Origin of the sequence: uncultured Marinobacter sp., from assembly GCF_947488835.1 — a bacterium.
Classification (GTDB): domain Bacteria; phylum Pseudomonadota; class Gammaproteobacteria; order Pseudomonadales; family Oleiphilaceae; genus Marinobacter.
The window spans coordinates 1,422,258-1,432,767 of the sequence record NZ_CANLBK010000001.1; the positions used below are offsets into that span (position 1 = coordinate 1,422,258).

Genomic DNA, 10,510 nt, shown 5'->3' on the forward strand with positions numbered 1-10,510 from the left:
GTTACTACTCTTTGTCCGGCGCTTTTTCCATGTCTGTTTCCAGATAAATGGAAACCGTCATGCCCGCACTGATATTGAGATCTTCCGGGAAGGGATCAAGTGCAATATCAACAGGTATGCGCTGAGCCAGCCGCACCCAGTTAAACGCTGCCTGCACCTTCGGCAACATCAGGCTGTCGCTCGTAGTATTTGAATCGGCAATTCCACGGGTAATACTGACTACTTCACCGCTCAGTTTTTCGCCGCCCGAAAGCAGGGTAATTCGAGCTTTTTGCCCTACGTGCACCTGCTGCAACTTGGTTTCTTCAAAATACCCGGTCACATAAAAGGAATCATTATTGATGAGCGATAAAACCGCCTCACCTCTGGACACATAATTTCCCCGGCGCAGGCTAAGGTTATTAACGATGCCGCTTTCCGGCGCCAGCACTTGAGTGCGTTCCAAATCAATCCGGGCCGTATCGAGTTCCGCTTGTGCGAGCAGGTAACTGGCCTTCGCCGCCTCGGCGCGAATGCGGTAAGCCTCCAGACTTTCCTCACTGATCGACTGAAGATCAGCCATGCGCTGTCGGCGCTCATACTGATGTCTGGCCAAGTCCCAACCCGTTCGCTCCTGAGCAAGCCGCGCATTGCTCTCGGCAAATTTTGCCCGGTAACGAGTGTCGTCAATTGTGAACAGAGGATCCCCCTTATTCACAAGCCGGTTATTTTTAACGCTCAACTCGGTTACCCAGCCGGACACATCGGGAGCGATGGTGATGATATCCGCACGAATTCGTCCGTCCCGCGTCCAGGGCGAATAGAGATAGTGATCCCACACCCAGGTTCCGGCAACAACCGCGGCAGCCACCACAAGCAATGTCAGTCCAATACGCCCTAGCTTTCCCATGAGTGCCCTTTAATTCGCGAACAGATAAACAATAGCAGCCAACCAGCAGACGAACATCGCCACATCAAACCAGGCTTTCTTCCAGATGTAGGTACGCAGGCCCATATAGTGCAAAACACCCCGCGTGATCGCCGCCATAATGAACGCCAAGGGCAGCAGCAGCACAAAGGGGCTGAACAGCATTCCACCAAGACTCATTTCGTGAAGCATGTCACCCCTGCTACTGCCGCTGTGCCATCGTTATTTTTACGATTAAGTGTTTGATGATAGGTGCGATTTAAGCATCTCGCCAACTAGCGTATGCTAGCAATCCGAGAGTTTTTCCGCAGCCTGAATTTGCTCTGATCCGACACTACAGGTTTGAGATTACAGCAATCAGCCGGCACATACGCACGAAGCAGGTCCAAGACAATGTCGTCAGCCTCTGTATTTGCACTATTCGCCGTGGGTTTCATCGCACTGGCCGTGTTCTATCTGTTCTTCTATCGCACCTGGCGCCGCGAGCGAGAACTGCAACAGCCCTTCCCCAAAGCTTGGCGAAAACACCTTCAATCAACGGTGCCGTTGTATCGCCAGTTGCCAACACCACTGCAGAAAGCCCTAAGGGATCAGGTTCAGCTATTCATCGCCGAAAAGAACTTTTACGGGTGCGACGGTTTTGAGGTAGACGATCGCGTTCGCGTAGCCATTGCGGGGCACGCATGCCTTCTCACGGTGAAGCGATCTTATGGGGACTTTGATGATGTTCGCAGCATCCTTGTTTACCCGGATGTATACCGAGCGCAGACATCAGAGCGCGATGGCATGGTGGTTGGCGTAAGCGATCAGATCAGGGCCGGGGAAGCATCATCATTGGGGCAGGTAGTATTAGCTTGGTCGGAATGTGAAAACGGGGCGATGCGTGCTGGCAGCGAACACAATGTGATTCTGCACGAATTTGCCCATCAACTTGATTACCTGGATGGATCAGCAGATGGTGCTCCGCCCCTTGGCGGCGAGCAGGCCAAAGAGTGGCAGGAGACTATGACCATTGCTTACGACAACCTTCGCCACTCCCTGATGCATCGGAGCACAAGCTGGCTTGATCCTTATGGCGCAACAAAGCCAGCTGAGTTCTTTGCGGTGCTGACAGAAACCTTCTATCAGCAGCCGCAACATCTGAAAGAACAGCAGCCGGCAGTGTATGACCTACTGCGGGATTTCTACAAAATCGATCCTGGAGCGTTGGCCCCAAGCTGATCCTGCGCGGCGAAATTTTAACCGTTAAGGCCCAGGCTCTGCGCGTCCTTCTCGATGCTGCGGTCCAGCAACTCAAGATAACCCGCTTTGGTTTTCACTTTTGTTTGGGCGTGGGCTCTCATATTCAGTTTACGGAAGCCTTGGGCGAGTTCGTTCGCACGGTTCATCAGCTGGTCCGGAGCAACCACTTCATCCAGGTATCCTGCAACCACAGCACCTTCAGGGTTGTATATTTCGGCATTGATCACCGAACGGTAAAAGTGCGCTGGCGCCAGGCGGTGGCGGGCAATCTCAATACCTGCATGGTGCATGGTCATGCCGATCGCCACTTCGTTCAGGCCCAGCTTGAAGCTGCCCTCAACACCTACACGGTAATCAACAGAAAGCAGAACAAACGCTGCTTTGGCGAGGGCATGACCACTGCAAGCACCAATAATGGGGTATGGAAATGCCGCCAGACGGCGGGTGAACTTTGAGCCCGCTGTCACCAGGGCACCCGCTTCTTTCATGCCCTTTTGCATTTCTTTCAGATCGTAGCCGCCGGAAAAAATACCAGGCTGTCCGGTCAGGATAACGACTGCTTTATCCTCTTCTGCCTGATCAAGGGCTTTGTGCAGCTGTTCAAACACGTCGTGGCTCAGGGCATTTACCTTGCCGTTGTTGAGCACTACGGTCGCAACACCATCATTGAGTGAGTAGCTTACTAAGTCGGTCACCGGCGTTTCCTCTTGGTGGGGATTAGTCTGATTTCGCAGAACTTTGCCAGCTTATGCCTGCAGCCACAAATCATTATTCACTCTGAGCACATTTATTGCCCGGTTCATCAGCCTCTGTGCCGGAGCTGCATCCGCAACTGGCCCTTGAAACCTTTCTTTGACGACAAAGGGATCAGATAGCTGTCGCCATCCTGCTCGGCCTTACTGCCACCGCGCTCGCTCCACTGTTCATCCGTGGTGACATAACGCAGGTTCCAGCCATCTTCGGTTGGCGTCATTTTAAGCGTGAGCGTATCGCGGTAAAGATACTCTCCTTCCACCCGGTGCTCTGTCCAAAGGGCTCCATCAACAAAGTAATCTGTAGCGGACACGGCAAGCTCAACGGTCATAACCATGGTTCGCCCCCGGTCAACCGTGATTTTCGAGCTATCAAGAAAGGTAGAAAACAATACCGGGGAGCGAGCAGAATTCAACCCTGCCTGCTGTGGCTTCATCATCTCATCGAACTTGCGCAACACCGCACTGAAGGTTTCCTTGCGCCTTTCCGTCAGCCGAAAACTGCGCGCCCCCCGGGGCGACACTGTCGCTTCAAAATAATAAGAGGCACGAACCCGGCGACCTTCCTTTCTGGCCTTTTCGACTGAAGGTGGCAGTGGCAAGGACTCCACATCCATCACCCCATCTACGCGCACATCCCCAAACAGAAACCGCACCAGGTTCTGATACCCGTCCTCAGAGTTAACAATGCCATAGGGGCCGCTGTGGCTGCGATATACAAAGGCTCTGGGTGCACCTTGAACGGCCGCATTCTCGATCGCAACCAGTCCATCGCTCATCTTGCCCGCAAGCCACTTGGATACACCTTTGGCCGCGCCATAATCCTGCTGATTTGTTCCCACCAGGCAGAAAAACCGGTCTGGATCGAATTTGCCATCCAGGGAGTCAACCCTGGATGGCTTGCCGTCAAAACCCAGGTAGTCGGCCATGGTGGCGCGGTTGAAGTTGTTGATATCCCAAAGCCCGAGAAACGCCGGCACGTTGATACCGGCCATTTCAATGCCATTGTGTGGAGTGGCATAGGTAAACACCTTGTCCACCATCTGCCGAACGGCGGGGCTACTGATTCCACCATTCTGCAATAGGCACCGACACACCAGGCCGCCCATGGAGTGCGCCACCAGATTTACCCTGAATGCCGCCCTAAGCTTCTGGTCGTCACCACATATTTGATCACGAATACTCAGAATCAAATCCCCCAGCTGCAGCGCCGCTGCGGGAATAGACAGCGGTTTGCCTTCGCCAAAGTCCCTGTCTGCCTGATCGTAGTAACGGTAGATAACAACGGTTTTGGGGGTGATGTCCCGGTCGACCTCAGCGCCATCGGAAAACGCATCTGTATAACCGTAGTCTTTCATCAGGCGCATCATCGGGGATTCGAAAACCTGCTTGTAAACACTTCCGTCCCATGACTGGCGCACCTTGGTGGCGCCCAAGTTAAAGCCCATATAGGGCATGGAGACAGTATCGGCAATTTCGCTGGCGGTCATGGCATAGCCACGAACGTAAATGATGGGGTGGAACTGGCTCATGAGTCGTGCATCCTTTCAGGCTGATCCTGCACTGATGCATGCGATATTCGTTCCGGAAGCTTGTTTATGCGTTAGCGGCTAGAACTTGCGAGCCGCAAGCCGCACTGCGGCTGAATAATGTGTAAAAAAGGCTGACGAGTGCTGCCTTCAGGAACTTCTTTAAAAAAAGTAGTAGCGAACAATCTGCGCGATAATCAACACCGCCACCAACGGGAAAATATACCGCGTCAGGTTGCCGTAGCTTTGGCCATCATCTTTCGGTGCATACTTTTCCACGAGCGGCAAAATAACGATAAGCGCCACAAACAGAACAGCGAGAATTATCAACAACGTTTCCATGGGATTTCTCCGTAAACTCCGGCTTGGGAAGCTACCGGCGTGCAGGCAATTACATCATAAGTTGACCACAGTTTGGCATCATGAATTGGGCGCTTTGGTCGCAAAGCGGACATTTGCATTGGTCTAGTAAACGGAGCTTTGCGACTTTTTTGGGGCAGCGAATCGGCGGAAAGTTTTTTGGAGCGCGGCAACGGTGAGCTATCTGCTCACCATTTGCAGCACAAGAGACTTTGGCCAGTGATGTGTAATCCGCCAAAACTCAGAACAAGCGTTCCCCGTTATCCACTGGAGCCTCCGGTCTTACCAGAGTAACTGCGCCCTTCTCCGTCTGCACACCAGTGACCAGGCACTCCGATAAAAAGGGTCCGATCCGCAGTTCAACTTTTTCAAAATCGTCCCAAGTAATCATCACGCTGCTCCTTCGAGGTAGTTAGTCTTTTAACATTTCTGGCTCGGCAACCGCCCGGCTTTTCGCACGACCCGCGATCAAAGAACCAATGACGATCAGAATGCTGGCACTCAACACGGCAAATGTAGCCTCGCCGAATCCGGCAAGGATCAACAGGATCACTGAAATGAGTGGCGCACTGTATGCCAGGGCTCCCAGTAACTGGATGTTTCCGTGTTTTACACCATGGTCCCAGGTAAAGAACGCTACGCCCACCGGTCCGAGGCCCAGCCCGATCACTGCAGTCCATTGGAGTAGGCCTTCTGGCCATACCGATTCCTCCCACAAAAGGTGGCAAATCAACGCCAGAATGGCCGTAACACCGCAGAACCAGCCCACTGCATCGGTCGGTACCGAGCGAACCAGTCTGCTAAGAACGGAATAAGATGACCAGATCAGTGCACAGGACAGAGCCACCAGGTAACCCGGCAGGTTCTCCCAGGCAAATCCGTCTGCATTACGGCTGATCAACAACCAGCAACCTGCTAGGGCAACTAGAGCCCCAACGATGTACTGAGCTCGTAGTTTCTCGCCCGGCAGGAAGGCCGACAATAGGACGATCAGCAGCGGCCATAGGTAAGCAAGAAGGCTGACTTCGACGGCCGGCGCCAGTGTCATGGCCTTGAAGTAGGCAAAGTGATATCCGAACAAGCCAACGATGCCGATGCACCATGCAAGTGGCGACTGCCGTAAATAACGCACACCAGAATGCCCCGAGAGAATCCAACGACCGCACATCAACAGGAAAGCGATGCCGAAGGTCATGGCCATGAGCTGAAACTCTGGAATCTCACCACCGGAAAGCTTGGTCAGCAATGCCAAAGTGCCCCATAACAGAACGGAAATCGATCCGATCCAAGTTGCGGCGTTAACGGATGTCATGAAGCCCTCCCCGAAATTCTCATGTGTGAATGATTTCAGAAGGGTATCCAGTGCGAAGAAGAGAAACTTTCGAATCCTGGCGGAACTATTTCGAAATACGGCGGAAGTGGCTGGGCGCTTTGCCAAAGTGGGCTCTGAACCGGTCGCTAAAGGCTGATAACGACGAATAGCCGACAGCGTCAGCAACTTGCTGGACACTGAACCCCGACGGCTCCAAAAGCCGCCAAGCTTCTTTCATTCGCAACTCTGTGAGGTATTGATGCGGCGTCATGCCGACCTGGCGCCGAAACAGATCGTTCAACTGCCGAATGCTCAGATGTGCCACGGCAGCCGTCTCGGCCAAGGACAAGCGTCGGCTGAAGTTTTCGTCCAGAAATTGTTTTGCGGCGTGAACTCTGCGGTCCAGCTTTAGCTGACTTCCATGGCGCTCCTGAAGCAACTGAATAAGCAGGAGTAGCATTTGATGTTGGGTAAAATCCGACTCAGTCCCATTTTGGAGCTGTGCGTGAAGGAACTGGACGTAATGGAGCAATGCTGGATCTAGGTCTACGAAACAAGGCAGCTTATCTAGCGCCGGGGCCAAGCCTTCGGGAACGTCTGCAACCAAAAACCGGTTATCGTCGGTCGCAGCGTATCCATGACCAATTCCTGCGGGAATGATTGCTGCTCGACGCTGAGCAACCTCGCCTTCCCTGGTATCTACTGACAGAGATAATGTTCCGGCTAAGGGTAGTACCAGTTGATGATGGTCGTGGGAGTGACTTTTCCCCTCATCATCGTACGTTCGTATGTGCAGGCCAATCTCTGAATGCTTCATGTCACCAGTATAATCAGAAACATTTGAGAGTCCTCACATAACCACTCTTTCATCCGCGTCTCATCCATGATCCAGCCGGTTCATGAAAACGCGGGAAACTGGGAGTCATGAAGAAAGTGCATAGATTAAACTTTATACTCTGTATTGCTTAGTTGGTCTCAAAGCGAATGTCCGCTTTTGTTTAAGATCAGACAGCGGGCATAAACATCACTCATCATAGTGATTCAGTTTAATCATCCAGCCATCACCCCTGTCAGGCCTGGCTGACCACGACGAAGTGCCCCGTGAACAACGAGTCGAAACGGACCTTTCTATAATGCCCAAGAAACTGACAGCGTCCCAAAGCTGAAGTTATCTTTATGACGCTCGTCTTCGCTGGTCGAGGCACGCAGTGTGACGGCGGCCAGCAGGTAACCCCACTGCCAGGTAGCGCCCAGACCGAGCTGACCAATCAGCGGCCCTTCGTCAAAACGGTATGCCCCGGCATTGTCGTCAATATAGGAATAGCCTACATACTCCACGCCCAGCCCCACATACACGGACCAGCTACTGCCTGAATCCTTGAAAGAGCCCGGCAGGGCGACAGTTGAAGAGGTGCCTGCGTAATCCGGCACAAAATTTACTGGAAGATGCCTACCAAGCTGCCAGACCAACCCGGCTTTTGCAGAAGTTCGAAAACTCGACAACAGCCCAGCCCCAATCACCGACACACGCTGTTCAATGTTGCCGCCCTGCCCGAGCTGCAGCAGCTTTCGGCCATGCGCACCCTGAATGCCACCCACCACATCGGTTCCAAGCTGATTGCCCCAGCCTTGCGGCTTGTCGCTTCCAGTGGTTTTATGCACCCATTTCTGAACCGACTCGGCACCGCTTTCGGACCCAATAACGCCAATGTGCGCGCCAAAACCGGTAATCGTATCGGCGTCCCAGCTCCAGAGCGTGCCGCTGAGCGACAGGTGGCCGGCATAGGGAATATCGTCGAATTGCGGATCTTCAACCGTGATATCTTCAGGCGTAACCATGAATTGCCGCAAACTCAGTGTAACCGCATGCTCTGAATCAGAAGCACCTATACCGGGCAGAAAGCGCAGGCCATCACGCAGAGTTCGGGCAAATCTTGCCGACGTTCCATCGTTCTCGTCAGCGGTGTTCGTCAGATACGACAAGCGTACCCCGTTTGTATATCCGCGGTCGGTTCCGGTAAGCAGGTCGTTATCCCAGGACAGGTTCACAACTTCTGCCTTCAGGCTGGCTGGCAAAACACCAATAACGAAAAACAGCAGGAGGGTACATTCGCAGCGACGACTCAAATCCAGTCTCTCCGGTTGATACTAAGGGTAACGAGCATGGCCTGATGTCAGGTCTCAGAGCAAAACAGGTTCCGGCAACCAACCCGCCAGCCCCATGAAATGGAAAAGGATGGTGAGCCCGCCAAAAATCAGAACCAGCGCAATGCCCAACTGACCGCCCGGGGCCATAAAGCCTCGTCGCCCACCCTTCAGTGTTCGGGACTTTCGGACCAGCAGCGCCGGAACAATACAGGCCCAGACCGCCGCAGCCGCACCGGCATAGCCAATGGCAAGAACGAAGCCAAACGGAAAAAACAACGACAGCAGCAAAGGCGGAATAAAAGTAATTGCCCAGGTTTTGGAGCGCCCTTTGCGATTATTATCGAAGCCCAGCAGGTCGGCCATGTAATCAAAGGTGCCCAAGCCAACGCCGACAAAAGACGACAAAATGGCTGCCGTTGAGAAAGCACTGATGGTGGTCGCCACCCGCTCGGAATTGATGGCAAAACCAAGGGCGGCGAGCAGAACATCCACGTCACCGCCCTGGGCGACCACCGAGCCGAAATCCGCTCTCGGCAGATTGCCAAATATGCTGACCAGCCACACCAGGTAGAACATCAAAGCCACCAGTGTACCGCCCAGAATGGCTTTCTGCGCCTTACTCTCCTCACCATAATAGGCGCGCATTGATGCCACCGAATGATGATAGCCGAAAGACGTCAGCGCCACTGGCAACATCGCCATCGCATAGGGCGCATATTGGCCGTCGGCATTTGCGGTATCAAACAGAATAGCCGGGTCAATTCTTACCGCTAGCCCAGAGACGCCGAGTACAAAACTCACCAACATGAAAGTGATGAGCACCACCGAAAGTCGGTCCACAGCGCGGGTTGAGTGCCACACCACCAGGGAGGACAACAGGACAAAAACAACCGAAGCCAGCTTACTGTCGACCCCGGTCATGCTCTGCAAGATCAGGCCAGACGATGTGATGTAGGCATACAGGAGAATGCCGCCAACAAAGTACACCGTCAGATTACTGAATGCGTTCACCCGGGAGCCGAGCAAGGATTTGGTAACGGTATTGAACGATGCCCGCAAACCGAAGTGCTTGAAGGCTTCCAGCAGCATCCAGCCGGACAGTGTCATCACCACCATGGTAAGCACCAGTGCCAGGCTGGACCAGATCGTCCAGGCACCAGCACCGGAACTGGGCAAGCCCAGCATACCGGCACCGACGCAAACACTGGCAATAATACTCGCCCCACCAATCAGGGAAGGCCTGGATCTGGATTCTGCGCGGCCGGTCAATGGGCCTCCTTCGTCGCGTATCAGCTTTTGGATTTAACAGCGGGCTATCTGAACCAAAGGAACTTATCCCACCATTCTGTGGATAACTTTGTGAAAAGGCGCGGGACAAGCCTGCTCAGGCCAGTTAAAACGGGCGTTCGATAAACATGACCGTTAACTGACCAGATCAATTACTGCTCAGCCTTATCCTGTTGAATCGTCAAACAATATGGACGTTCTAATGCAGAGCGTACATCACCAATAGAGAAGACCCGGGAAAACTCGGCAAAGCGTTGCCCCTGAAACCACAGGTGAATCACTGGCAGTGAAAAAATGCTCCGTGAAGCACACAATGGCGCAGACGCCTGGCAATCAACATACGCCATCACCAGCGCAGGAAACTCCTCCCTGGCCATGCGCTCCAGTTGTGGTTTCACTGACTGGCAAACACCACAGCTTGTACCACCGTACAGCACAAGGGCAGCAGAACTCGTATTAACAAGCTCTACCAGTGCTCCTTCACTATCAACCACCCTCATGCTGCTCACCCGCCTTCAGCAACCGTTACTTTTCAACCACTGGTCAATCTGTCCCTGGTTCATAGCGCCACTTTGCCGGGCCAGTTCGCGGCCATTGCGGAACAGTATCAAGGTAGGGATGCTGCGAATGTTGAATTGCCCTGCCGGTGCCGGGTGCTCTTCGGTATTGAGCTTGGCAAAACGCACCTTGCCCTGCCATCCGCGCGCAGCCTGCTCAAACTGCGGCGCCATCATTTTGCAGGGGCCACACCAGCTGGCCCAGAAATCTACAAGTACAGGTAGATCACTGCGCCCAGTGTGGGGAGCAAAGCTTTGCCCTGTCAGCTCAAGCACCTGGTCTGGCCACAAGGGCTGCTTGCAGGCTCCGCAGTTACCGCCAGAGGCCAGGCGAGCTGCTGGCACACGGTTCAACTTATCGCAGTGTGGACAAACCACATGTTTAAGATCGTCACTCATGTATTCACCTCACAACA

General features: G+C 53.5%; 13 protein-coding genes. 1 reads left to right on the forward strand and 12 read right to left on the reverse strand.

What is annotated here, in order from left to right; all coding sequences use genetic code 11:
- Positions 1-4: 4 nt before the first annotated feature.
- Positions 5-889 carry an HlyD family secretion protein gene (locus tag Q0824_RS06540; protein WP_298448650.1) on the reverse strand — a complete coding sequence of 295 codons (885 nt, stop codon included), beginning with the start codon at positions 887-889 and terminating at the stop codon, positions 5-7.
- A 9-nt stretch (positions 890-898) separates the two neighbouring features.
- Positions 899-1,099: a DUF1656 domain-containing protein gene (locus tag Q0824_RS06545; RefSeq protein WP_298448652.1), complete on the reverse strand. Its 201-nt coding sequence runs from the start codon at positions 1,097-1,099 to the stop codon at positions 899-901.
- Positions 1,100-1,300: 201 nt separating this feature from the next.
- On the opposite strand from Q0824_RS06545, the gene Q0824_RS06550 reads away from it, so the two are divergent.
- On the forward strand, positions 1,301-2,128 hold the full coding sequence (locus Q0824_RS06550) for a M90 family metallopeptidase (RefSeq protein ID WP_298448654.1): 828 nt from the start codon (positions 1,301-1,303) through the stop codon (positions 2,126-2,128).
- Positions 2,129-2,145: 17 nt separating this feature from the next.
- Here Q0824_RS06550 and Q0824_RS06555 read toward each other — a convergent pair whose 3' ends face one another.
- The 10 genes from Q0824_RS06555 to trxC all read right to left on the reverse strand — a co-directional run bounded on the left by Q0824_RS06555 (position 2,146) and on the right by trxC (position 10,493).
- On the reverse strand, positions 2,146-2,844 hold the full coding sequence (locus tag Q0824_RS06555; protein ID WP_298448656.1) for a crotonase/enoyl-CoA hydratase family protein: 699 nt from the start codon (positions 2,842-2,844) through the stop codon (positions 2,146-2,148).
- Positions 2,845-2,951: 107 nt separating this feature from the next.
- Entirely contained in the window at positions 2,952-4,433 is a 1,482-nt protein-coding gene (locus Q0824_RS06560) for a hypothetical protein (RefSeq protein ID WP_298448657.1), read from the reverse strand.
- Positions 4,434-4,592: 159 nt separating this feature from the next.
- Positions 4,593-4,772, reverse strand: coding sequence for a hypothetical protein (locus tag Q0824_RS06565; protein WP_298448659.1), 180 nt, complete (start codon positions 4,770-4,772; stop codon positions 4,593-4,595).
- Positions 4,773-5,031: 259 nt separating this feature from the next.
- Complete coding sequence (locus tag Q0824_RS06570) at positions 5,032-5,181, reverse strand: hypothetical protein (protein ID WP_298448661.1); 150 nt, start codon at positions 5,179-5,181, stop codon at positions 5,032-5,034.
- Between the two features lie 21 nt (positions 5,182-5,202).
- Positions 5,203-6,102 (reverse strand): EamA family transporter, encoded by a 900-nt coding sequence (locus Q0824_RS06575; protein ID WP_298448663.1) that lies wholly within the window; start codon positions 6,100-6,102, stop codon positions 5,203-5,205.
- Positions 6,103-6,187: 85 nt separating this feature from the next.
- Positions 6,188-6,919: an AraC family transcriptional regulator gene (locus tag Q0824_RS06580; protein ID WP_298448664.1), complete on the reverse strand. Its 732-nt coding sequence runs from the start codon at positions 6,917-6,919 to the stop codon at positions 6,188-6,190.
- A 311-nt stretch (positions 6,920-7,230) separates the two neighbouring features.
- Positions 7,231-8,229, reverse strand: coding sequence for a lipid A deacylase LpxR family protein (locus Q0824_RS06585; RefSeq protein ID WP_298448666.1), 999 nt, complete (start codon positions 8,227-8,229; stop codon positions 7,231-7,233).
- Positions 8,230-8,283: 54 nt separating this feature from the next.
- Positions 8,284-9,519, reverse strand: a complete 1,236-nt coding sequence (locus Q0824_RS06590; protein ID WP_298448668.1) for an aromatic amino acid transporter — start codon at positions 9,517-9,519, stop codon at positions 8,284-8,286.
- Positions 9,520-9,689: 170 nt separating this feature from the next.
- On the reverse strand, positions 9,690-10,037 hold the full coding sequence (locus Q0824_RS06595; protein ID WP_298448669.1) for a thioredoxin family protein: 348 nt from the start codon (positions 10,035-10,037) through the stop codon (positions 9,690-9,692).
- A 15-nt stretch (positions 10,038-10,052) separates the two neighbouring features.
- Positions 10,053-10,493, reverse strand: a complete 441-nt coding sequence (gene trxC, locus Q0824_RS06600) for a thioredoxin TrxC (RefSeq protein WP_298448670.1) — start codon at positions 10,491-10,493, stop codon at positions 10,053-10,055.
- Between the last annotated feature and the right edge of the window lie 17 nt (positions 10,494-10,510).

What these genes read in the sequence shown, in the direction of transcription:
- Q0824_RS06540 (WP_298448650.1), bottom strand. Translation starts at nt 889, where the DNA reads ATGGGAAAGCTAGGGCGTATTGGACTGACATTGCTTGTGGTGGCTGCC.
- Q0824_RS06545 (WP_298448652.1), bottom strand. Translation starts at nt 1,099, where the DNA reads ATGCTTCACGAAATGAGTCTTGGTGGAATGCTGTTCAGCCCCTTTGTG.
- Q0824_RS06550 (WP_298448654.1), top strand. Translation starts at nt 1,301, where the DNA reads ATGTCGTCAGCCTCTGTATTTGCACTATTCGCCGTGGGTTTCATCGCA.
- Q0824_RS06560 (WP_298448657.1), bottom strand. Translation starts at nt 4,433, where the DNA reads ATGAGCCAGTTCCACCCCATCATTTACGTTCGTGGCTATGCCATGACC.
- Q0824_RS06565 (WP_298448659.1), bottom strand. Translation starts at nt 4,772, where the DNA reads ATGGAAACGTTGTTGATAATTCTCGCTGTTCTGTTTGTGGCGCTTATC.
- Q0824_RS06570 (WP_298448661.1), bottom strand. Translation starts at nt 5,181, where the DNA reads ATGATTACTTGGGACGATTTTGAAAAAGTTGAACTGCGGATCGGACCC.
- Q0824_RS06575 (WP_298448663.1), bottom strand. Translation starts at nt 6,102, where the DNA reads ATGACATCCGTTAACGCCGCAACTTGGATCGGATCGATTTCCGTTCTG.
- Q0824_RS06580 (WP_298448664.1), bottom strand. Translation starts at nt 6,919, where the DNA reads ATGAAGCATTCAGAGATTGGCCTGCACATACGAACGTACGATGATGAG.
- Q0824_RS06595 (WP_298448669.1), bottom strand. Translation starts at nt 10,037, where the DNA reads ATGAGGGTGGTTGATAGTGAAGGAGCACTGGTAGAGCTTGTTAATACG.
- trxC (WP_298448670.1), bottom strand. Translation starts at nt 10,493, where the DNA reads ATGAGTGACGATCTTAAACATGTGGTTTGTCCACACTGCGATAAGTTG.